The organism is Mediterraneibacter flintii, assembly GCF_055387595.1.
In genome coordinates this window covers 1,559,733-1,581,642 of the sequence record NZ_AP031405.1, presented here as the reverse complement: position 1 = coordinate 1,581,642, position 21,910 = coordinate 1,559,733, and the positions used below count along the sequence as shown (strand labels likewise).

Annotated in this window: 19 protein-coding genes; 5 read left to right on the top strand and 14 right to left on the bottom strand. The window is 42.3% G+C overall.

All coding sequences use genetic code 11. The annotated features are described in order from the left end of the window. From ACZ5C4_RS07470 to ACZ5C4_RS07425, 10 genes are all read right to left on the bottom strand, one after another. Positions 1–903: a DUF2156 domain-containing protein gene (locus ACZ5C4_RS07470; protein WP_464520446.1), complete on the bottom strand. Its 903-nt coding sequence runs from the start codon at positions 901–903 to the stop codon at positions 1–3. Positions 904–1,171: 268 nt separating this feature from the next. Beyond that, positions 1,172–2,245, bottom strand: a complete 1,074-nt coding sequence (gene prfA / locus ACZ5C4_RS07465; RefSeq protein ID WP_464520445.1) for a peptide chain release factor 1 — start codon at positions 2,243–2,245, stop codon at positions 1,172–1,174. Positions 2,246–2,275: 30 nt separating this feature from the next. Next, positions 2,276–3,157, bottom strand: coding sequence for a peptide chain release factor N(5)-glutamine methyltransferase (gene prmC, locus ACZ5C4_RS07460; protein ID WP_464520444.1), 882 nt, complete (start codon positions 3,155–3,157; stop codon positions 2,276–2,278). Further along, a complete protein-coding gene (locus ACZ5C4_RS07455) occupies positions 3,154–4,068 on the bottom strand; it encodes a DUF1385 domain-containing protein (RefSeq protein WP_464520443.1) in 915 nt (304 codons plus the stop codon). Before ACZ5C4_RS07455 ends, prmC begins: the two co-directional genes overlap by 4 nt. A gap of 134 nt (positions 4,069–4,202) precedes the next feature. Then, positions 4,203–4,403 (bottom strand): 50S ribosomal protein L31, encoded by a 201-nt coding sequence (gene rpmE / locus ACZ5C4_RS07450; protein ID WP_059069942.1) that lies wholly within the window; start codon positions 4,401–4,403, stop codon positions 4,203–4,205. A 155-nt stretch (positions 4,404–4,558) separates the two neighbouring features. Further along, positions 4,559–4,993, bottom strand: coding sequence for an RrF2 family transcriptional regulator (locus ACZ5C4_RS07445; protein WP_464520442.1), 435 nt, complete (start codon positions 4,991–4,993; stop codon positions 4,559–4,561). A gap of 6 nt (positions 4,994–4,999) precedes the next feature. After that, complete coding sequence (locus tag ACZ5C4_RS07440; RefSeq protein ID WP_464520441.1) at positions 5,000–6,319, bottom strand: O-acetylhomoserine aminocarboxypropyltransferase/cysteine synthase family protein; 1,320 nt, start codon at positions 6,317–6,319, stop codon at positions 5,000–5,002. Between the two features lie 106 nt (positions 6,320–6,425). After that, entirely contained in the window at positions 6,426–7,355 is a 930-nt protein-coding gene (gene cysK / locus ACZ5C4_RS07435) for a cysteine synthase A (RefSeq protein WP_464520440.1), read from the bottom strand. Positions 7,356–7,527: 172 nt separating this feature from the next. Beyond that, positions 7,528–8,874, bottom strand: a complete 1,347-nt coding sequence (locus tag ACZ5C4_RS07430) for an MFS transporter (protein WP_464520439.1) — start codon at positions 8,872–8,874, stop codon at positions 7,528–7,530. 4 nt (positions 8,875–8,878) lie between these two features. Beyond that, complete coding sequence (locus tag ACZ5C4_RS07425; protein WP_464520438.1) at positions 8,879–11,605, bottom strand: family 78 glycoside hydrolase catalytic domain; 2,727 nt, start codon at positions 11,603–11,605, stop codon at positions 8,879–8,881. A gap of 247 nt (positions 11,606–11,852) precedes the next feature. Here ACZ5C4_RS07425 and ACZ5C4_RS07420 point away from each other — a divergent pair, with 247 nt between their 5' ends. Beyond that, on the top strand, positions 11,853–12,878 hold the full coding sequence (locus tag ACZ5C4_RS07420) for an AraC family transcriptional regulator (RefSeq protein ID WP_464520437.1): 1,026 nt from the start codon (positions 11,853–11,855) through the stop codon (positions 12,876–12,878). A gap of 190 nt (positions 12,879–13,068) precedes the next feature. Here the strand turns inward: ACZ5C4_RS07420 and rho are convergent, their stop codons facing one another. Continuing rightward, complete coding sequence (gene rho / locus ACZ5C4_RS07415; RefSeq protein ID WP_464520436.1) at positions 13,069–14,418, bottom strand: transcription termination factor Rho; 1,350 nt, start codon at positions 14,416–14,418, stop codon at positions 13,069–13,071. Positions 14,419–14,760: 342 nt separating this feature from the next. On the opposite strand from rho, the gene ACZ5C4_RS07410 reads away from it, so the two are divergent. From ACZ5C4_RS07410 to ACZ5C4_RS07400, 3 genes are read left to right on the top strand one after another with little or no spacing between them, the layout of a single operon-like run. Beyond that, positions 14,761–15,909, top strand: a complete 1,149-nt coding sequence (locus ACZ5C4_RS07410) for an NAD(P)-dependent malic enzyme (protein ID WP_464520435.1) — start codon at positions 14,761–14,763, stop codon at positions 15,907–15,909. Then, positions 15,909–16,835 carry a tRNA modification radical SAM protein MnmL/YtqA gene (gene mnmL, locus ACZ5C4_RS07405; protein ID WP_464520434.1) on the top strand — a complete coding sequence of 309 codons (927 nt, stop codon included), beginning with the start codon at positions 15,909–15,911 and terminating at the stop codon, positions 16,833–16,835. Before ACZ5C4_RS07410 ends, mnmL begins: the two co-directional genes overlap by 1 nt. Beyond that, on the top strand, positions 16,828–17,340 hold the full coding sequence (locus ACZ5C4_RS07400; protein ID WP_464520433.1) for a DUF4364 family protein: 513 nt from the start codon (positions 16,828–16,830) through the stop codon (positions 17,338–17,340). Before mnmL ends, ACZ5C4_RS07400 begins: the two co-directional genes overlap by 8 nt. Here ACZ5C4_RS07400 and ACZ5C4_RS07395 read toward each other — a convergent pair. The 3 genes from ACZ5C4_RS07395 to ACZ5C4_RS07385 are packed head-to-tail and all read right to left on the bottom strand — an operon-like array spanning position 17,317 to position 20,162. After that, a complete protein-coding gene (locus ACZ5C4_RS07395) occupies positions 17,317–18,633 on the bottom strand; it encodes a replication-associated recombination protein A (RefSeq protein WP_464520432.1) in 1,317 nt (438 codons plus the stop codon). The genes ACZ5C4_RS07400 and ACZ5C4_RS07395 overlap by 24 nt on opposite strands. Positions 18,634–18,636: 3 nt before the next feature. Continuing rightward, positions 18,637–19,371 (bottom strand): tRNA threonylcarbamoyladenosine dehydratase, encoded by a 735-nt coding sequence (locus tag ACZ5C4_RS07390; RefSeq protein WP_464522316.1) that lies wholly within the window; start codon positions 19,369–19,371, stop codon positions 18,637–18,639. 20 nt (positions 19,372–19,391) lie between these two features. After that, positions 19,392–20,162, bottom strand: coding sequence for a polysaccharide deacetylase family protein (locus ACZ5C4_RS07385; protein WP_464520431.1), 771 nt, complete (start codon positions 20,160–20,162; stop codon positions 19,392–19,394). Between the two features lie 271 nt (positions 20,163–20,433). Between ACZ5C4_RS07385 and ACZ5C4_RS07380 the strand changes: the two genes are divergently transcribed. Further along, positions 20,434–21,804 carry an MATE family efflux transporter gene (locus ACZ5C4_RS07380; protein ID WP_464520430.1) on the top strand — a complete coding sequence of 457 codons (1,371 nt, stop codon included), beginning with the start codon at positions 20,434–20,436 and terminating at the stop codon, positions 21,802–21,804. Positions 21,805–21,910: the final 106 nt, after the last annotated feature.

Genomic DNA, 21,910 nt, shown 5'->3' with positions numbered 1-21,910 from the left:
CTACACTCCTTTTTTTGTCACAATTCCCTTTTGTTCTAAAAATGCCGGACGATAGGATAGTTTTGCCTTTCTTAATCCTTCACTTCCTGTGTCATCCTCCCGGTTTACATATTTATAAGCCATGCATTCGTGCTGCACAAACTGCTGGTTTATCATCGGGTAAGCGCCGTCAATCTCTGCAAATGCTTTTTCTATATGGACAACAAATGTATCCTCGCACATACGCTCCCCGATCGTAAAAGCTGCAACTTCGCCGTTCACTCTTAATACACCCCCGACCTGATTCATTTCTCTATACAGGCGCAGTGCATTGAGTGTCACGCACATCTCTGCATTCTTTTCCGGATCCTCCTCACATCCATTTGCATTTCTCCATTTTAAAGCCATCTGAAAACATTCCTCCATGTTTTCATCACACAGCGGCTCATAACTCCAGTCTGGATATGTTTTCTTAAATTTATTGATATGATTTCGCTTTCCATGCAGCTTTTTGCCTGCCAGTGTGGCAAGCTTCTCTGTCTCATAGATATAATCTGCTATATCTCTTACATATGCGATCTCAAATTCATCCGGATACCATTCATTTAACTGTTCAAAGTGTTTCTCTGTCACATTGTAAAGCTTGAACGGTTCCTTTCTCTCTTCCATGTATCTTCTCAAGAATTCGATTGCTCTTTTTACATTCTGCGGCTCTCCTGCCGGATAAGAAAACGCCGGTGTTTCTCCTCCGTCCCGGAACACCAGAGCATCTTCTATCACCGCAAAGGTCACTTTATAATGCCGCGACCACAAGTATACATCCACAAAGGTTCTCTCACAGCTTCTGCTCGGCGCCTTGTCAAAATAGGAACGTATCAATGCCTGATCTTCAAGCTCCGGCCTTTTAAAATTGACTTCTTCCATAGTTCTCCTTCACTTCCTGATATTGTAAAACAATTGCTCATATTGGGTTAGTATATCATATTATTCTCTAAAACGCAAAAACTTAAAAGTAGATTTAGACGTGTTTATGTCTGTCGAATATCCAAAAAAACAGCTTCATATTTCCACTATTCCCAGTCAGAAGGATTTGTTTACTTCTGATTAGAATATTGTAGAACATGAAGCCAATTTTTTCTTTTTATACATTTAAGTCGGTGAAACCACCAGCGGCAGTGCGCTCTTAGTTTTTCTATTCTTCATTCATATTTGCCAGCTTCGCCGCCTGGTCTGCTGCTATCAGGCTGTCTATGATTTCATCCAAATCTCCGTTTAAAATGGTATCCAGTTTATGCAGCGTCAATTTGATTCTGTGATCCGTAACACGTCCCTGCGGGAAGTTATATGTCCGAATTTTTTCTGAACGATCTCCTGTCCCAATTTGGCTTCTCCTTGCCTCTGCCTCGGATGCCTGCTGTTTCTCCAGTTCCAGATCATACAGCTTGGAACGCAGCAGCCTAAACGCTTTTTCTTTATTTTGCAACTGGGACTTCTCTGTCTGGCTGTAAATCACAATCCCTGTCGGGTAATGGGTTAAACGCACAGCAGAATCTGTGGTATTGACACACTGTCCTCCATTTCCAGATGCCCTCATAACATCAATCCGGATGTCTTTTTCATCGATCACAATATCCACTTCTTCCGCCTCCGGCATAATCGCTACCGTCACTGTAGAAGTATGGATTCTGCCTCCACTCTCTGTTTCCGGCACACGCTGTACGCGATGTACGCCGCTTTCATATTTCAGTCGGGAATACGCTCCCTGTCCGGTAATCATAAACACACATTCCTTAAAGCCGCCGATTCCGTTCTCATTTAAAGAAATCAACTCTGTTCTCCATCTGCGGTCTTCTGCATAATGCACATACATCCGGTAAATTTCAGCCGCAAACAATGCCGCCTCATCTCCGCCGGCGCCCGCCCGAATTTCCACGATTACGTTTTTCTCATCATTCGGATCTTTGGGAAGCAACAAAATCTTCAATTCTTTTTCCAGTTCTTCCACCCGTACTTTAGATTCATTTAATTCTTCCTTGGCAAGCTCTCTCAATTCTTCATCTGCCTCTTCTTCCAGCAAACCTAAGCTGTCCTCAATGTTCTGCTTGCACTGTTTGTATTCTCTATATGCCTCTACAATCGGAGCGAGATCACTTTGTTCCTTCATCAGTCTGCGGAAACGTTCCGGATCGTCTGCCACACCCGGCTCCTGCAGCTCCCCCATGATTTCCTCATAGCGGATTAATAAATCCTCCAATTTGTCAAACATCTTTTTTCTATCCTTTCTACTTTACTCACTCTACCTATCATACACGCCCCAGACTACACGGTCAAGCCCTGCCAAATCCTTTTTTACAGTCACGTTACTGTAACCGTTCTTATACATCATCGCCTTGACCTCTGCGCCTTGGTCGCACCCGATCTCTAAAAGCAGAATACCTCTTTTTTCCAGATATGTTCCAGATATTCTTATAATCTCTCTATAGAAATGCAGCCCGTCACATTTCCCGTCCAACGCCTGGATTGGATCATAATTTCTCACCTCCGGCTCCAGATTTCCAATTTCCGAAGTCCGAATATACGGCGGATTAGAAACAATCATCCCAAACTTTCCTTTTATATTTTCAAACAAATTTCCCTCGGTAAATTCGGCGCGCAGCATCAGGGCTTTTGCATTTTCTTTCGCCACTGCAAGCGCTTCTTTTGAAATATCGGCGCCAATGCCTTTTATTCTGCTCTTTTCTTTTACCCAATGCAGAATACTCAACAAAATGCATCCCGATCCGGTACACATATCCAGAAGATGTATGCTGCCTCTCTTTTCCGGAACCTCCTCTTTTTGCAGAAATTCCAAAGCTGTCTCAACCAATGTTTCTGTATCCTGTCTCGGAATCAGGACATGTTCATTTACCTTGAACTTCAAACCCATAAATTCCTGTTCGCCTGTCAGATGCTGCAAAGGAACCCGTTTTTGTCTCTTCTCGATCAGGCACGCATATCTTAGCTTTTGTTCTCTCTCTATCTCCTGTTTTGGTTCTGCATAGTATCGTGTTCTATCGATTCCAGTCACATACTCCAAAAGATACCATGCATCCAATACATATTCCTGAATACCAGCCTGCTTTAGCCTGTTTTTCCCCCATTCATATGTATCCTGCATCGTTTCTGTTACTGGTTTCATAGATTCTCCCTCTGCCATGTTTTCCAGTCAAACACTGCTTCCACCGCGCAGATGGCAACCTCAATCATACTGTCATCCGGTTCTTTCGTTGTTAAGTTCTGTACCCACATCCCCGGTTTACTTAAAAGATTGACTATCGCATTGTCACTGTTCCCCGCAAGTCGGATAATTTCATAGGAAACTCCGGCTATCAGCGGAAACAACGCAATCCTTAAAAGTATTCTTATCAGCTGTGATTCTGCAGTAATAAAAAAGCAGAACAAAATGCTGACAATCATTACAAAAAATAGAAAACTGGTTCCACAGCGTTTATGCTGCTTCGAACTTTTTCTTACATTTTCAACATTAAGCACAAGCCCCTGTTCGATGCAATTGATGCATTTGTGCTCCGCCCCATGATACATAAACGTCCTCTGTATATCTTCCATGCGGGATACCAAAAGAATATATCCAAGAAAAATCAAAACTCTGATTACACCTTCGAGGATCACCATCACTGCCCGAGATTCCGTAAATTGTTTCAGAAAGCTACTTAGAAAATAAGGAAGAATCATAAAAACTGCTACGGCGAGGACAACCGAAACCCCGATTGTAACATTCATAAATACTCTATCTTTTCTCTCCTGCTTTCGCGCCTCTTCCTCTGTCATCTGCCGCGGTTCTTCTTCCTCATAAAAATTTGCGGAATAAGTAAGTGTCCGCATTCCAAGAATCAAAGAATCTATAAAATTAAAAATTCCTCTTATAAACGGAATCTTTGTCGGCGTTTTCCATGGAATACAGCTTTTGTAATCTTTCACATCCACTGCAATCTCTTTATCTGGTTTCCTTACTGCTACAGCGTACTTTTCACCATTTTTCATCATAATGCCTTCCAATACTGCCTGGCCGCCTATATTTGATGATTTCATACTGCCTCCTGTTTTGTACTCCGAGTTTCCCTTGCCGGACAAAGTCTGGTATCCCCTGGGGAATACGTTATGATTGCCCTTTCGAATATAATATAACAGGCTGAGATTTTACCTCAGCCTGTGTTTCCTCATTCTTATTTAATACCATATTTCTTGTTGAATTTATCAACACGGCCACGAGCCTGGCTTGCTTTCTGCTGTCCTGTATAAAACGGATGGCATTTGGAGCAGATTTCCACGTGAATATTTTCCTTTGTAGAACCTGTTACAAATGTATTTCCACAGTTACAAGTTACAGTCGCCTGATGGTATTCTGGATGGATTCCTTCGCGCATGCTTTTCACCTCTCTATTTTAAAATAATTATTATAATCTCTAAACAGCTATGTTATTGTAGCATAAGTTTCTTCCTTTGGCAAGCATTTTTCTTCTAAAACCATGAAAACACGTTATATCACTTTTCTCCCCGAACATAGATTACACAATCTTTTTCATATATAATACATATCCTGCGGATAATTCCGATATTCCATAAATTGTTCTGCCAGATCCTGTAAGGTAATACCCTCCAAAATTTCCTTTAAGCTTTTATTTACCCTTTCAACAATCAGCTCTTGAATTACTCTTCTTCCTTCTTCTGTTCCTCCTGTCTCATCTTCCAGGAAATAATTTCCCTCCAGGACTTCAACAACTTCGGATACCGTAATATCGCTCGGATCTTTTTCCAAAAAATATCCTCCCTGGGCACCTTTTACACTTTTGACAATACGTGCCCTTCTAAGAGCAGAAAATACCTGTTCCAGATATTGCTCAGAGATACCGTTTCTCTGGGCAATACTGTTTAATGCAATCTGTTCTGTCTTTGCATGTATCACCAAATCTATCAGTGCATGTAAACCATATCGTGTCCTCTTCGATAATTTCATGTTTCTTTACTCCTTGTTTTCTACTGCCTTAAACGCTTCCTCCAAATCCTGGATAATATCATCGATATTCTCTGTTCCTATCGATAGACGAATTGTATTTTCCTGTATTCCCTGTTCCTCCAATTCTTCCGCTGTGCACTGGCTGTGTGTCGTTGTTGCCGGATGAATCACCAGAGATTTTGCGTCTGCCACATTGGCAAGCAGAGAGAATACTTCCAGATTATCAATAAACGCCTGCGCCTTTTCTTTATCTCCCTTGATATCAAATGTAAAAATGGAACCACCGCCTTTTGGAAGGTACTTCGTATAAAGTGTTCTCTGGATTTTGTCTGTGGACACAGATGGATGATGTACTCTCTCTACCTGCGGATGGTTTTCTAAAAATTTCACCACCTTCAGCGCATTTTCCACATGGCGCTCCACCCTAAGCGATAATGTCTCCAGGCCTTGTAACAGAAGAAATGCATGGAAAGGAGAAATGCAGGCGCCTGTATCTCGAAGCAAAACAGCACGGATTTTCGTTACGAATGCTGCTCCTTTTGCTGCCTTCGTAAAACTGATTCCATGATAGCTCGGATTTGGCTCCGTTAATGTTGCAAATTTTCCGGAACCTTCCCAATCAAACTTTCCACTTTCTACAATCACCCCACCTAATGTAGTGCCATGTCCGCCTATAAATTTTGTAGCAGAGTGGACAACAATATCTGCTCCATACTCAAATGGCCTGACAAGATAGGGTGTTGCAAATGTATTATCTACAACCAGCGGAATCTGATGCCTGTGTGCAATCTTTGCTATTGCTTCAATGTCAGCGACATCCGAGTTTGGATTTCCCAGGGTTTCAATAAAAATCGCCTTTGTATTTTCCCTGATTGCTGTTTCTACCTCGTTTAAATTAAAAATATCTACAAATGAAGTATGTATTCCATACTGTGGAAGCGTATGTGCCAATAGATTGTATGTACCACCATAAATATTCTTTGCGGATACAAAATGGTCTCCCTGCTGTGCAAGATTCTCGAATGTATAGGTGATCGCCGCAGCGCCTGATGCTACCGCGAGGGCCGCGGTACCTCCTTCCAGCGCTGCAACTCTCTTTTCGAATATATCTGCCGTAGGATTTGTAAGTCTTCCATAAATATTACCCGTATCTTCAAGGCTGAACCGTTCCGCCGCGTGTGCGCTGCTGTGAAATACATAAGAAGAGGTCTGATAAATCGGAACTGCTCTTGCGTCAGTTGCTATATCTGCCTGTTCTTGTCCTGCATGAAGCTGCAATGTTTCAAATTTTAATTTTCTGTCTTCTCGTTTTACTTTTCTGTCCATCATCATCTCTCCTTTTTACCAGACCTCTCGTTTTCTATTCTTTTCCTTCTATTAACGTCGGTGTACAAGGGGCGTGTTGCCCCTTGTACACCGACGCTATTCATTCTTACGTAAACAGTGGGGTAGAATAATACCTGTCTCCGCTGTCCGGAAGCAATGCAACGATTGTCTTTCCTCTGTTTTCGGGACGTTTTGCAAGCTCTGTTGCTCCCCATAAAGCAGCCCCTGAAGAAATGCCTGTCAATATCCCTTCTGTTTTTGCAAGTAGTTTTCCCATACGAAACGCATCGTCTGCATCTGCTTTTATAATTTCATCATAGATCTCTGTATTTAGAACCTCCGGTACAAACCCTGCTCCTATTCCCTGTATTTTGTGTGCACCGCTTCTTCCCTCCGACAAAACCGGAGAGGACGCCGGCTCCAATGCTACTATTTTCACTTCTGGATTCTGTTCCTTTAAATATTCTCCAACTCCTGTCAATGTCCCTCCTGTTCCGACACCAGCGATAAATATATCTACTTTACCGTCTGTATCTTTCCATATTTCTGGCCCCGTCGTTCTTTTATGTATTTCTGGATTGGCAGGATTTACAAATTGTCCGGGAATATAGCTGTTTGGAATTTCTCTGGCAAGCTCCTCTGCTCTTTCAATTGCTCCTTTCATCCCCTTTGTTCCATCTGTCAGCACAATCTCTGCACCATATGCTTTCAATATGTTCCTTCTCTCCACACTCATCGTCTCCGGCATGGTAAGAATCATACGGTATCCCTTTACCGCAGCCATCGCCGCGAGTCCAATCCCTGTATTCCCAGATGTAGGCTCAATGATAACGGAATTCTGCTTCAAAATCCCCCTCTCTTCTGCATCCTCAATCATCGCTTTGGCAGCACGATCCTTCACACTGCCTGCCGGATTAAAATATTCCAGCTTTACCAATATCCTCGCTTCAAGCTCCAGCTCTTTCTCCAGATTTGTAACTTCAACAAGCGGTGTATTTCCTATTAGTTCTAATGTACCTTTATAAATTCTCGACACAACAAATACCTCCTTTTCCTATCAATTTAGTATGTTTATTTTTGTATTATATTTTTCAAATACCTATTTGTCAAGTATGTTTTATAGGTTTTCTTTTCCAGTATAAAAATCTCCATTCTACCGCCAGCTAAAAGACGGAAGAATGGAGATTTTTATAATTCATTTTCACATTTTACTGCATCTGCTTTCTAATCTCCGGCATTTTCTTATCCAAATTATAAAAACACAAGAGAATAAGACCTATTACAGAAAATACAAGCGGAACATAGATAAATACTGCTTTAATCGACAGCAGCGCTGAAGCGGACTGAACCGTTGCCGTAGAGACATAACCGCCAATACTTAGTACAGTTCCGAGAATCAGACCTCCCAAACCGGAACCAACCTTCTCGCCGAATGTTGCTGCGGAAAACACCATTCCTTCATTTCTGATCTTTGTTTTCCACTGTCCGTAATCCACTATGTCACCGAGCATCGCATACCCTGAAACAGCTCCCGGCGCACACCCCAAACCTTTTACAGCTACACCTAGTATCATCATATAAAAATTATCTGAGAATAGCGCAAGTATAAGTATCCCTGTAATATATACCGCACTTCCGCACATGCACAGAGTACGTTTCGGAAATTTTTTCATCAATGTCGGCATAAGCAGAGCGCCCACCATGATAGATGCATAGGTCGCAGAGCCTATCACACCGACCTTGTTGCCGTCCCCAAGAATCCAGTTTGCGTAATATACATTGATTCCATTTAACCCGAAGTTAATAAAATTGGTGAGCATGTACAAAATAATGATGAGCCAATATTTGTTTTTTACAAGGTTCTTCACCTGAACCCGCACTGGTATCTTTACTTTTTCTTTCTTTTCTTCCCTGTCGATCACACGCTCGGCAGAATTGCAAAACATGATAATAAGGAGTACCGTCGCAGCAAATCCTAAGGTTGCCGCTGTCATAGTCCAAGCCGGTTTATCATTCCCGTAGAATGTCACCAGAGGCCACACAATGGCGTTTACGATTGTGGCTCCCGCATATCCGCAGATCGTGCGTGATGTAGAAAGTGTTCCTCTCTCTACTGGATTATTGGTCGATGTGCTGAGCATTGTATTATACGGCACCATTGTCGCTGTGTAGACGCCTGCCATCGCAATCACATAGGTGACAAACGCATATACTGCCTTTCCTGTTCCTTCCAAAAAGTCTGGCGATGAGAACAATAAAATCAACGCAAAAGCGTAGGGAACTGCCATTCTAATGATCCAAGGACGGGCTTTTCCTTTTTTATTTGCCATCTTATCTACGATCGTCCCCATAATAAGATCCGATATTCCATCAAACACCCTCGCCCAAAGCAGGATATTTCCAACTATGGCTGCACTCAGCCCAACTACATCCGTATAATAATATGTAATGAAAGAACCGGCTGTTGTAAACATAAGTGTTGCCGCCAGATTGCCAAAACCATATGTAACCTTTTCACTCATTGGCAGTTTCATAGATTTTAAATCTTTCTTCATCCTTTTATACCTCCTCTTTCAGTATATATTCAAACATGAACTCTCCTGAGCCAAGTTCAAATCCAACTGCACCTTCCGGCACTTTCACCTCTGTTTCCTCACGATCTGGTGTCTCCTCGTATGGATCTCCCCCTCGATATTCCTCAACTATCAGCGGCACTTTTCCTTCTGTGTATACCGCATGATCATCTGTAACACGTTTCACTTCCAGAATCAAAGCTTTTCTGTCCTCCGGTTCAGGCAAAATTACGAATGCATTCGTATTGGCCGGTATCTTTACCGTCAGTTTCAATCTGCGTCCATCCAATTTCCACTCGCATCCGGTAATCCCATATGAGGTCCTGATAAAACAGCGGCAGGAGCCTATACGCTTTTCTGGTTTTGGAGCAATAACCGCTTTTTTATATCCCGGCTTTTTCGGCCAAACTCCGCCGATATATTTATACATCCACTCACCAATCGAGCCATAGGCATAATGATTAAAAGAGTTCATTTCATTTGACCAAAAGGAGCCGTCCGGCTTCTGGCTGTCCCAATGCTCCCACATTGTGGTAGCTCCCTGATCTACCTGATACAGCCAAGACGGAAAATCATTATGAAATAGAAGCGTATATGCCATATCAGCATACCCCTGTTCGGAAAGTACCTGACACAGATACGGTGTTCCAAGGAACCCTGTCAGCAGATGGTCATTATTCTGATGAAGCATTTTCACAAGGTTCGCCGCTATCTGTTCCTCCTTCTCTGGCTCTGCCAGATGAAATTTAAGAACCAGTACATGTGCAGTCTGGGTATTAGAGAGTATCTGTACTCCGTCCGGCATAAATCGTTTTCGAAACGCCGCTTTTATATTTCCGCTTAATTCCGTATATTCCTTAAAATCATGCATTTTTCCCAGAACATTTGCCGTCTTCGCCAGCAGCTCTGCCGAATAGGCATAAAACGCCGTAGCACATAATGCACCGTCTGTCGCACCATAATAACTTCCCTCTCTTGCATCAAGACCAAGCCAGTCGCCAAGCTGCAGATCCTTGTCCCATAGATACTCACTACTTCCCATTTTTCTTACATATTCAACCCAAGCTCTCATACTGTCATACTGTTGTTCTAATATTTCTCGGTCGCCGTATATCTCATACAGCTTCCAAGGACAGATTACAGCAGCATCTCCCCACCCTGCCGTTGTATATGCACGTCCTTCGGAAAACATTCCTTTTAAAATATCCGGTACTACAAAAGGGACTGCGCCGTTCATCTCCGATTGTCCGTCAGCAAGGTCTCTAAGCCACTTCCGGAAAAACCTGTTCACCTCCATATTAAACGCTGCTGTTGGAAGGAAAATATGCGCATCGGCAGTCCACCCCTGCCTTTCGTCTCTCTGAGGACAATCTGTAGGAATATCCACAAAATTGCCCCTCTGCCCCCAGAGAATATTACTTTGAAGCCGGTTAATCCTCTCGTTGCCTGTCACAAATTCCCCTGTTGTTTCCATTTCACTTGCGATCACAATTCCAGTAAAATTTTCAAGCGGGACGTCTTCGGAAAACCCTTTTAATTTTACATAGCGAAAACCGTGAAAGGTAAACTGAGGCTCGTACAGCTTTCCGTCATTTTTTTCTAATATAAAAGTATCCTCCGCATCGGCTGTTCTTAAATTGGTATTGAAGAAATTCCCCTCTTTGTCCAACACCTCACCATGCGTAAGTACGATCGTGTCGTCTACACAATGTGTATTTTTAAACCGAATCCAGCCTACCATATTTTGACCTATATCAAGAATCATATCTCCATTATTGTCACGGAAAATCCGTTCAGGTTTCACTTCCATGATTTTTTTCACCGATGGACCTTCCTGCGGCACAAGTGTATTTTTAGGATATGCAAAAGTGAGCATTTTCCCACAAATACGTTCCTCTTCTCTGGCATCGTAGAATTCACCATTATAAAAATCAGAATAAAGCCGTCTTCCGAACTTCTGTACCCATGTTCCGTCCGTACAGATTGTGTCTCGTTCTCCATTCTCGTACCACACTTCAAGCTGAGCGATGAGTGCATTATAGTTTCCGTATGTATCCTTGCGTCCCCTCCATCCTAAATAACCTGAAAACCATCCTTCAGATATATTCACATCTATTGTATTCTCCGTTTTTATAAATCCTGTCACATCGTATGACTGATACTGTACACTGTAATTATAGTCTGTAAATCCCGGCCGGAAATAGTCGCTGTTCACTCTCTCGCCATTCATATAGACATCATATACGCCTAGGCTTGTAATATACAACCGCGCTCGCTTTACTCTTTCCCTCAGACAGAATTTTTTCTCCGCGCAGAACGGTCTGCGGCATTGCTTTTTACCATGATATTCCACACATTCCGGTCTGATCCACTGCGCTTTCCACTCTTCCTTTTCAAGCAACGGAGTCTCAAACCAAATCGGCTCTGACCACTCTGTTGCCGTTACGTCATCCGTCCAAACTCGCACTCTGACATAATATCTCGTCATAGACTCAAGACCAGGCCCCATATACTTTACAAACTGCATATCGTCCGTATACTTTTGGTAATTCCAAATCACCTCTGTAAATGCTTCATCTAAAGCTACCTGAAGCTGAAAGCGCTTTTGTCTGACAAATCTCTCATCACTTTCCAGCCCCCAGGAAAACACCGGTTTTGTAATACCCAGTTCCCCTGTGCCTCCATTACATCGTAATTGTAAAATCTTATTCATTCTGTACCTCCAAACTGTTTTCTGTGCTTTAATCGATTCCGACTATGTCCTATGCTGCCTGCTAAAGCTTTTTATATTAATTTAAATATTACCCTCTTCCTCACTTTGGGACAATGAAGTAATCAAACCATATTCCTACCATTTTCAAACCTATTCTCACTTCTATTTATTGCATATATGTATCTATTGCCTTTCAGCAATTTATTGGATAATATAATACAAGAAAGTATCCTGTAAGGAGGTAACAATGTCTAATACAAATACTTATAATCTGGAGCTATTGGAAGAATTCATGGAGCTAAATGAATTTGAACAGCTTGCAGTAAAGCATAATCAGTCAAATAATATTGAAGTCTGGAAAGAAATGGGCGTGACTTTCGACTACACAGAACAAGGAGTCCGCGAGTTGAAAACAGATCTCTATTTTAAACCGGAAGAAGATATTACTTACTATAAGCATCCTCGTTTTGTAAATATTAGCAGCCACAAACATGATTTTCTTGAATTGGCTTATGCATTTAAAGGTAATTTTACTCAGCACATCAATAATACCTCTGTCCATGCCCCCGAAGGAAGTCTTATTTTACTGGATACTAATGTAGTGCACAGCATTGAGCCAGTTGATAAAGACACGATCGTTATCAATATTTTAATGCGCCGGAATTACTTTACAGATAAATTAATGAAACGTTTTTCTAAAGACAACAGAATCGCAGCTTTTATAGTCTCTGCAATCTATAAAACGAGGTTAAATGGGAGCTATTTATTCTTTCCGCTTCCTTACGGAACTAAGGTCAGAAGTTATATAGAAGATGTGCTTTTAGAATTAAAACATAAAGATCTGGGGTCGCAAGAATACATTACAAGTCTTATGGTAATCCTTTTTACATTACTCACACGGGAGTTAAACTGTCAAAACAAATATTTATCGGATGTTCACGGCTCACGCGACCCCCTTTCTTCTGTCTTAAATATATTGTATTATATTTACGAAAATTATATGGACATCTCTTTGGAGGATACCGCCATGTATTTTCACTTTCACCCTAATTATCTGACTCGTCTTTTGAAAAAACATACCGGAAAATCATTTATCAATATTATTATTGAATTAAAATTAGAAAAAGCAGTATCTCTGCTTTTAAACACGACACTCTCCATACAAAAAATCTCGGAGACTTCAGGCTTTGGCAATCTGAATCATTTCTATACCTGCTTCGAGAAAAAATATGGATGCACACCTAAAGAATTTAGAAAGGCGGATTGCAAATAAGTTTAAGTAATATTGACGGCCGGTTAACGGCAATCGTTGGAATGAAGATTTGTGTTCAGAACAGTAAACATATGATATGCTCTCTTCTAAATAGACAAGTGAAATAATAAAAGCTTATCGCTTAGGAGAGAGCATATCACAGGGGCAGCTCAAAATTATCCAACAGCTCCTTTTTCTTACATCAATTCTATTATATAAATTTCTGCCGGTTTACCATCTGTACCAGCTCTGCATTTGTTTTTGTCCGAGAGAACATATTTAAAAGATTGTCCACCGCCTCTTCCGCTTTCATTCCATTCATCGCCCTGCGGATGATATAGACTGCATCCTGCTCTTCTTTATTCAGCAGCAGATCTTCTCTTCTGGTTCCTGATTTTGGAATGTCAATCGCTGGGAACACCCTTTTTTCCTGTAATTTTCTATCTAATACCAGCTCCATATTTCCTGTCCCTTTAAATTCTTCATAGACTACATCATCCATCTTACTTCCTGTTTCTACCAGCGCTGTCGCAAGAATGGTAAGGCTTCCTCCTTCGCGCATATTCCGAGCAGCACCGAAGAAACGTTTCGGCATATGCAGAGCTGCCGGATCCAAGCCGCCGGACAGAGTTCTCCCTGAAGGCGGTACCGTCAGGTTGTAGGCGCGCGCCAGCCTTGTAATACTGTCTAATAATATCATCACATCTTTCCCATGCTCTACCAGACGTTTTGCCCGTTCAATCACCATCTCGGATACGCGTTTGTGGTGTTCCGGCAGTTCGTCAAATGTTGAGTAGATTACTTCTACATTCTTGCCTGCTATCGCTTCTTTAATATCCGTCACTTCCTCCGGTCGCTCATCGATAAGCAAAATCAGAAGGTGCATCTTCGGCTCTCTCTTCTGTACAGAAAGCGCCACCTCTTTTAAAAGCGTCGTTTTACCGGCTTTCGGAGGAGACACGATCATTCCTCTCTGTCCTTTGCCAATCGGAGAAAGCAAGTCCACAATCCGCATCGCTGTAGAACTGCCCGGCGTCTCTAATTTTAACCTGTTATCTGGAAAAATCGGAGTCAAATCCTCAAAATTAGGACGTCTTGCAGCTTCTGATGGGCGAACTCCATTTACAGTAGAAACATACAAAAGTGCGCTGAATTTCTCTGACTGTGTCTTTACCCTTGTGTTGCCCATAATAATATCCCCAGTCTTTAAATTGAACCGGCGTATTTGTGACGGCGACACATAGACGTCATTTTCCCCTGGAAGATAATTCTCACACCGGATAAATCCATATCCATCCGGAAGTACTTCTAAAATCCCGTTGGCTGTTTTCCCGCTGTCCAACTGTTCAATATCGGTTCCGTCCTTCTTCTCTTTTAATTCTTCCTTAACCTCTTCCTTTGCCTCTTCTCTTGCCACCTCTTGTTTTTCTTTTTCGTCCTGAGCAAGCATTGCCTCAATCAGCTCTGCCTTTTTCATGGCAGAAATACCCTTCATCTTCCTTGCCTTTGCCAAGTCCTTCAAGGTTGCAAGTGGCAGTGACTCATACTTTTCCCGTGTCATAAAAAATACCTGTCCTTTCTTTTCTTCAACATATTTATAGAAGCTTCTTTATATTTAAACCGCAGCCTTTCCTACGTTTATTCACTTACTTAATTATTTGATTCTTTCGTATACTTTCGGGAATTTTACTCTCTCTTTTCAAGAAAAAGTAGTCTGAATTGACTGAAATTGAAAATATCTACGAACAAAGAGTTCAAAACGCTGTTTTCTCTTGCGCTGTTCCTATTATACTCTAAATACAGCAAAAAGAAAAGTCTTTTTTCTACTGGTTGCACGTATCCTGCAACAGTGTTATGATAGTCAGCAGATAAACTATTAAAAAAGCAATGAGGTATAATCGTTATGACGAACAGTGAAAAAGCATTACAAATGCACGAACAGTGGAACGGAAAAATAGAAACTACCGCAAAAGCACATGTCAATACCCGTGAGGATCTGGCAGTTGCCTATACTCCCGGCGTTGCAGAGCCATGCAAGGTTATTGCTTCAGATCCTGAAGCTGCTTACAAGTACACAATGAAATCCAATACCATCGCTGTTGTCTCCGATGGAAGCGCTGTACTCGGCCTCGGAAACATCGGCGCCCGCGCAGCTATGCCAGTCATGGAAGGAAAAGCTGTTTTATTCAAGGAATTCGGAGGCGTCAACGCTGTTCCGATTTGTCTGGATACACAGGATACAGAGGAAATTATCCGTACCGTTGTAAATATCGCTCCTGCTTTCGGCGGAATCAACTTAGAAGATATATCTGCACCACGCTGTTTTGAAATAGAACAACGGCTAAAAGAGCTTCTGGACATTCCGGTGTTTCACGATGACCAGCACGGAACTGCAATCGTCGTGCTCGCCGGCATCATCAACGCTTTAAAAGTAACCCAAAAGCAAAAGGAGCGCTGCCGCGTTGTAGTCAATGGCGCCGGAAGCGCCGGAGTTGCTATCACAAAGCTTCTGCTCACCTACGGATTTGTGCATGTCACAATGTGTGATATCCATGGAATCATTGGGAAGAATTCTCCAAATCTCAACTGGATGCAGAAAGAAATGACGGAAGTAACAAATCTGGAAAACAAGACCGGCACACTCGCTGACGCATTAAAAGGCGCCGATATTTTTGTCGGGGTATCTGCACCGAATATTGTAACAAAAGAAATGGTAGCATCCATGAACCAAGACGCGATTCTCTTTGCCATGGCAAACCCTGTGCCGGAAATCATGCCGGATATGGCCAAAGAGGCGGGGGCAAAGGTGGTCGGAACCGGACGTTCTGACTTTCCTAATCAAGTAAACAACGTGGTCGCTTTTCCTGGTATCTTTAAAGGCGCTTTGGAAGGAAGGGCCTCGCAAATTACAGAGGAAATGAAGCTTGCCACAGCAAAAGCAATCGCTTCTCTAGTTCCAGAGGAAGAGCTGTCCGAAGATAACATTCTTCCGGAGGCTTTTGATCCACGCGTCGCTGATGCTGTGAGCAGCGCTGTAAAGGAACTGATTTAATGGAACGCTGGGGTGAAAAACGCTATTATTCTCTGGACTATTTTCTCAAACAGACCTATGGAGAAAAGCTCTATAAGATTACATTGAATGCAAATCTGACCTGTCCCAACCGCGACGGTTCAGTCGGAACCGGAGGATGTATCTTCTGCAGCGGTCAAGGCTCTGGAGATTTTGCAGGATGTCCGGAGGATTCTATTGCAGCGCAGCTTGCAAAAGGAAAAGCAGATTTAAACGGGAAGCGCCCTGTTCATTCCTATATTGCCTATTTTCAGGCATTTACAAACACCTATGCTCCGGTTGACAAGTTGGAATCCCTCTATACCGAGGCAATTGCGGATCCCGACGTAAAAATTCTCTCCATTGCTACCAGACCGGACTGTTTGGGAGAGGAGGTGCTTGCACTTCTGTCCCGAATAAACAAAAGAACACCCGTCTGGGTAGAATTGGGATTACAGACCATTCATCCCGATTCCGCCTCCTATATTCGGAGAGGCTATCCCCTCTCTGTATTTGATGAGGCGGTGCGCAATTTGCGAAGAATCGGGGTTACTGTCATTGTCCATACAATCCTTTTCCTCCCCAGAGAAACAAAGGAGCAAATGCTGCAGACAATCGCATATTTAAATCATATGGACATTCAGGGAATTAAGCTGCAGCTTCTGCATATTTTAAAAGGAACGGATCTTGCCTCTGATTTTCTGGCAAATCCTTTTCATGTACCGGATATGGAAGAATACGTCGAGCTGCTGGGAGAATGTATCTCGCACTTAAGCCCGCGTACGGTTATTCACCGGCTGACCGGAGACGGGCCGAAGGATCTTTTAATTGCCCCTCTTTGGACTGGAAGAAAACGGACGGTTTTAAACACACTGGAACACTGCCTGAAAGAAAAAGATATATGGCAGGGAAAGGAGTATCATGGCTGAAACATATACTTTATATAAACTCATTGTTTTATATATGCTGGATAAAGTCGATTTTCCGCTGACAACCTCACAGATATCTGAATTTATTCTGGACAAAGGTTATACTTCTTATTTTAAACTTCAGGAAACACTTTCTGAAATGACATTCTCCCATCTTCTCGATGTGGAAACCACACATAATCGGACACTCTATCATCTGACAGAGAATGGGGAAGAAACCATTCATTTCTTTCACAGTAAGCTTTCACCGGCAATTCAGAAAGACATTGATGATTTCTTAAAAGAAAAGCAGTACGATTTAAAAGAAGAGTCTGCCGTCAAAGCGGACTATTATCTGAACACGAACCATGAATATGAGGTTCGGTGTCAGATTGTAGAAAATGGTTTCAGCCTCATTGATTTAAAACTGACTGTACCTACTGAAAAAGAGGCCGAAACCATTGCAGGACGCTGGACAGCACAGAGCCAGGAGATTTATTCCCTACTCCTTTCTAAGCTCCTCTAATCGTTCTTTGATTTTTCTTTCATACCCTAAATCGCCAGGTTCATAGAATCTGGCGTCTTTTATTTCATCCGGTAAATACTGCTGATGAACATAATGCCCGGGATAGTCGTGTGCATATTTATATCCGATACCATGTCCTAATTTCTGCGCTCCTTTATAATGTGCATCCTGAAGATGGGACGGTACTGTCGTCTTATACTGCCTGACATTCTCATCTGCCGCGCCAATCGCCTTCACCGCTGCATTACTCTTTGGCGCTGACGCTACGTAAAGAACTGCCTGGGAAAGAATAATTCTCGCTTCCGGCATCCCAATCCTCTCCACTGCCTGTGCCGCTGATACTGCTACTGTCAGTGCCATTGGATCTGCATTTCCTACGTCCTCTGACGCAGCAATAATAATTCTGCGGGCAATAAAACGGATATCCTCTCCCGCATAAAGCATTTTTGCCAGATAATATACCGCCGCATCTGGATCAGAACCTCTCATGCTCTTAATAAATGCTGAAATTGTGTCATAATGATTGTCCCCTGTTTTATCATAACGAACCACTCGTTTCTGTATGCACTCTGCCGCCACATCTAACGTGATATGTATTCTCCCGTCGTCCGCACGCTCTGTTGTAAGCACGCCAAGCTCTACCGCATTCAAGGCGCTTCTGGCGTCCCCTCCGGCTATCTCTGCTAAGAACTCTAAGGCATCTTCGTCTATAACCGCATGATAATTTCCCATTCCCTTTTCTTTGTCATATACGGCTCTTTCAATTAATTTTTTTATATCTTCTTTTTCCAAAGCCTTTAATTCGAATACACTGGAACGCGAAAGAAGGGCTCCGTTTACCTCGAAAAACGGGTTTTCGGTTGTTGCCCCAATTAACGTGAGCGTCCCGTCCTCCACAAAAGGAAGCAGATAATCCTGCTGCCCTTTATTGAACCGATGGATCTCATCAATAAACAGAATCGTTTTCTGTTGATACATACCATACAAATCTTTTGCTTCCTTTACGACTTCTTCCATATCCTTCTTGCCTGCCACTGTTGCATTAATCTGGGTAAATCTAGATTGTGTCGTATTTGCAATCACTCTGGCGAGTGTTGTCTTGCCCGTCCCCGGAGGGCCATAAAAAATAACAGAACCAAGCTTGTCTGCCTTGATTGCCCTGTACAGCAGCTTATCTTTTCCTATAATGTGCTGCTGTCCTGCCACCTCTTCCAGAGTCGACGGGCGCATCCTGGATGCAAGCGGAGACTCCTTTTCCTTATTTGTCTCTCTCATATAATCAAATAAATCCATATATCATTCTCCTATTTTGCTTAAACTTCTGATTACTTCTCCGGCGATCAAAAGACCTGCTGCGGGCGGAACAAAAGAAATACTTCCCGGAATGCTGCGTCTGGCTCCCTCTGTTTTTTCCATACCCAGTTCTTCTATATTGACCTCCAGGGGCTCTATCGGTTTTTCCCTGGAATAAAGAACCTTCAAATGCATAATTCCTCTTTTTTTCAATTCCTTCCGCATCACCTTGCAAAGAGGACACATACTTGTATCCGCTATATCTGCAATCTCAAACAACTCTGGATGCAGTTTATTTCCCGTACCCATACTGCTGATAATCGGAATTTGTGCTTTCAGTGCTTTTTGAACCAGCGCCAGCTTTGCTGTTACAGTATCTACCGCATCTATGATATAGTCATATCGCTCTTCAAAAAACGTGTCTACATTTTCCGGCAGTACAAAACTTTCATAAGTCTTTACTTCTATGGACGGACAAATATCCTTTATCTGCTCTTTCATTACTTCTGTCTTATATCTGCCAATAGTACTGTGAAATGCAACTGCCTGGCGGTTGATGTTTGTCAGTCCTACTTTGTCGTTGTCCACCAGCGTCAGCTTCCCGACGCCGCTTCTTGCCAAAGCCTCGATACAATGAGACCCGACGCCTCCCACTCCAAATATAATAACTGAAGACGCAAAAAGTCGTTCCATTCCGTCCCTTCCAAGCAAACGCTCTGTCCTGGAATATTCATACATTGTCATTTCCACCTCTTTTCTTAATCTAGAAGCAGTTTATCCGCGGTAACAAACTCAAATCCCTTCTCTTTTAAAATATCGACAATCTGAAGTGCTGCTTCCACTGAGCTTTTATAACAGTCGTGCAACAGAATCATATCATTTTCTTCTGTCTCCGTCACTACTTTATTTACAATTCCTTCTACATCTTCTGTAGTCCAGTCAAGGGGATCCACGCTCCACATTACCGGAATTGCTTCGAATGTTTCATCAAAATCATCTCTCCAGGAACCAAATGGCGGCCTTACATACTCCACTGCTTCTCCGGTTATTTCTTCAATACACTGACTGGTCTCTTCTAATTCTGTAAGCGCCTGTTCTCTGCTTAATCCGGCCAGATCTACATGATGATACGTATGATTCCCGATTAAATGTCCATCCTCATACATCTGTTTTACTATTTCTTTGTTATTCTCTTTTTCTATGTTTGCTCCTATCAGGAAAAAACTTGCTTTGACCTCTCTCTCTTTTAAGCCCTCCAGCAATACAGGCGTATACAATGCATTGGGGCCGTCGTCAAATGTAAGAGCAACTTTAGGTTTTATGTCGTTGTCTGTTTCCTGTATATTTTTTTCTGATTTTATATCTTCGGAATCTGTACTTACGGTTTTCCAGGAATTCCTTGTGTCCTCCTTCTCCCCTGCCTGAAATGTGAACGGGAGGCAAACCGGCAGTGTCAAGAACACATAGATCATCCCTATTGCCTGTATCATTCTCTTTAACTGCCCCTTCGCAGCCCTGTCTTTTTTCATATTTTTATACTGTAATAGTTCAGCCATCTGTTAGCAGGAGACGGATTTATGCCTGCATAAGAATCCGGCGACTGATATACAGATGAGCGAAGCGCCGTCAATGAATAAAACAGTGACGGCAGCCACAATAAGCACGAAGTGCGGTTTTATGAATGGCGCAGGCTGAACTGTTACCCTTTACTACCTTTTCTTAAAAATATATGCATTGTGATTCTCATTTATTGATGTTATAATATTTTAGTTAGTCTACAAATTACAAAGGAGGATTTTTATGGACGCTATCAATTCTCAGGAAAATAAAATGGGAGTCATGCCCGTTCCCAAACTTTTAATCAGCATGTCTCTTCCTATGGTTATTTCCATGCTCGTACAGGCTTTATATAACATCATTGACAGCATGTTCGTTGCTCAATTAAGCGAGGACGCCTTAACTGCCGTTTCACTCGCATTTCCAGTGCAGAACCTTATGATTGCCATCGCTGCCGGAACCGGGGTCGGAATCAATGCGCTGTTATCTAGAAATCTGGGGGAGAAACGTTTTGAGGAGGCAAATTTAGCTGCCAGAAACGGAATTTTTCTTGGCTTCATCAGTTTTATTTGTATTGCTTTACTTGGACTTGTAGGATCCCGCATCTTTTTCTCTGCCCAGACAGACAATACTGTAATTGCCAACTATGGAACACAATATATGATGATTGTCACCATTCTGTCCTTTGGTATTTTTCTGGAAATCACTTTTGAACGCCTTTTGCAGGCTACAGGAAAAACCTTTTATACCATGATTACACAGGGAACCGGTGCTATCATTAATATTATCATGGATCCAATTCTGATTTTCGGATTGTTTGGATTTCCGAGACTGGAGGTTGCTGGCGCCGCACTTGCCACTGTATTCGGTCAGATTGTTGCTATGCTTCTCGCCTTGATGTTTAACTGCCGGAAGAATACAGAATTAAACTTAAATATGAGAAAATTTCGTCCCAGCAAAAGGATTATTTCTACCATTTATAAGGTAGGCGTTCCTTCCATCATCATGCAGTCTATCAGTTCTGTTATGGTCTTTGGCATGAACAAAATACTGATGCCGTTTTCTTCTACCGCTACCGCTGTATTCGGTGTTTATTTCAAACTACAGAGCTTCATCTTCATGCCTGTCTTTGGTTTAAATAATGGAATGATACCGATTGTGGCTTATAACTATGGAGCAAGAAAACGTGAACGGATTATATCTACGATTCGTCTAAGCATTTATATTGCTGTCGGCATCATGTTGATCGGACTGCTTATCTTCCAACTACTTCCAGAAAGCCTGTTAAAGCTTTTTGACGCCTCACAGCATATGTTAAGTATTGGAATCCCAGCGCTTAGGACAATCAGCTTAAGCTTCATTTTCGCCGGATACTGTATCATAATGGGATCCGTATTCCAGGCACTCGGAAACGGCGTATACAGCCTGATTATTTCTATTGCAAGACAGCTTCTTGTTATCCTTCCAGTCGCTTACATCTTCGCCAATATATGGGGATTAAGCGCAGTCTGGTTCGCAATTCCAATTGCAGAAGTTGTCTCCGTAGTATTGTCCACACTGCTTTTCAAAAGAATCAACCGACTCAAGCTCAAACCATTAAAAACGAATATATAAATTTAACGAAGCAACAAGCAGTGCGAAAAGAACAGGCAAACTCTGTGTCATGCTTGCATGTAAACAGAAGTTTGTCTGCTTCTTTTCATTCGGCGATTGCCGATAG

Coding starts and splice junctions, on each gene's coding strand:
- ACZ5C4_RS07470 (WP_464520446.1), bottom strand. CDS start 903: ATGGAAGAAGTCAATTTTAAAAGGCCGGAGCTTGAAGATCAGGCATTG.
- prfA (WP_464520445.1), bottom strand. CDS start 2,245: ATGTTTGACAAATTGGAGGATTTATTAATCCGCTATGAGGAAATCATG.
- prmC (WP_464520444.1), bottom strand. CDS start 3,157: ATGAAACCAGTAACAGAAACGATGCAGGATACATATGAATGGGGGAAA.
- ACZ5C4_RS07455 (WP_464520443.1), bottom strand. CDS start 4,068: ATGAAATCATCAAATATAGGCGGCCAGGCAGTATTGGAAGGCATTATG.
- rpmE (WP_059069942.1), bottom strand. CDS start 4,403: ATGCGCGAAGGAATCCATCCAGAATACCATCAGGCGACTGTAACTTGT.
- ACZ5C4_RS07445 (WP_464520442.1), bottom strand. CDS start 4,993: ATGAAATTATCGAAGAGGACACGATATGGTTTACATGCACTGATAGAT.
- ACZ5C4_RS07440 (WP_464520441.1), bottom strand. CDS start 6,319: ATGGACAGAAAAGTAAAACGAGAAGACAGAAAATTAAAATTTGAAACA.
- ACZ5C4_RS07430 (WP_464520439.1), bottom strand. CDS start 8,874: ATGAAGAAAGATTTAAAATCTATGAAACTGCCAATGAGTGAAAAGGTT.
- ACZ5C4_RS07425 (WP_464520438.1), bottom strand. CDS start 11,605: ATGAATAAGATTTTACAATTACGATGTAATGGAGGCACAGGGGAACTG.
- ACZ5C4_RS07420 (WP_464520437.1), top strand. CDS start 11,853: ATGTCTAATACAAATACTTATAATCTGGAGCTATTGGAAGAATTCATG.
- rho (WP_464520436.1), bottom strand. CDS start 14,418: ATGACACGGGAAAAGTATGAGTCACTGCCACTTGCAACCTTGAAGGAC.
- ACZ5C4_RS07410 (WP_464520435.1), top strand. CDS start 14,761: ATGACGAACAGTGAAAAAGCATTACAAATGCACGAACAGTGGAACGGA.
- mnmL (WP_464520434.1), top strand. CDS start 15,909: ATGGAACGCTGGGGTGAAAAACGCTATTATTCTCTGGACTATTTTCTC.
- ACZ5C4_RS07400 (WP_464520433.1), top strand. CDS start 16,828: ATGGCTGAAACATATACTTTATATAAACTCATTGTTTTATATATGCTG.
- ACZ5C4_RS07395 (WP_464520432.1), bottom strand. CDS start 18,633: ATGGATTTATTTGATTATATGAGAGAGACAAATAAGGAAAAGGAGTCT.
- ACZ5C4_RS07390 (WP_464522316.1), bottom strand. CDS start 19,371: ATGTATGAATATTCCAGGACAGAGCGTTTGCTTGGAAGGGACGGAATG.
- ACZ5C4_RS07385 (WP_464520431.1), bottom strand. CDS start 20,162: ATGAAAAAAGACAGGGCTGCGAAGGGGCAGTTAAAGAGAATGATACAG.
- ACZ5C4_RS07380 (WP_464520430.1), top strand. CDS start 20,434: ATGGACGCTATCAATTCTCAGGAAAATAAAATGGGAGTCATGCCCGTT.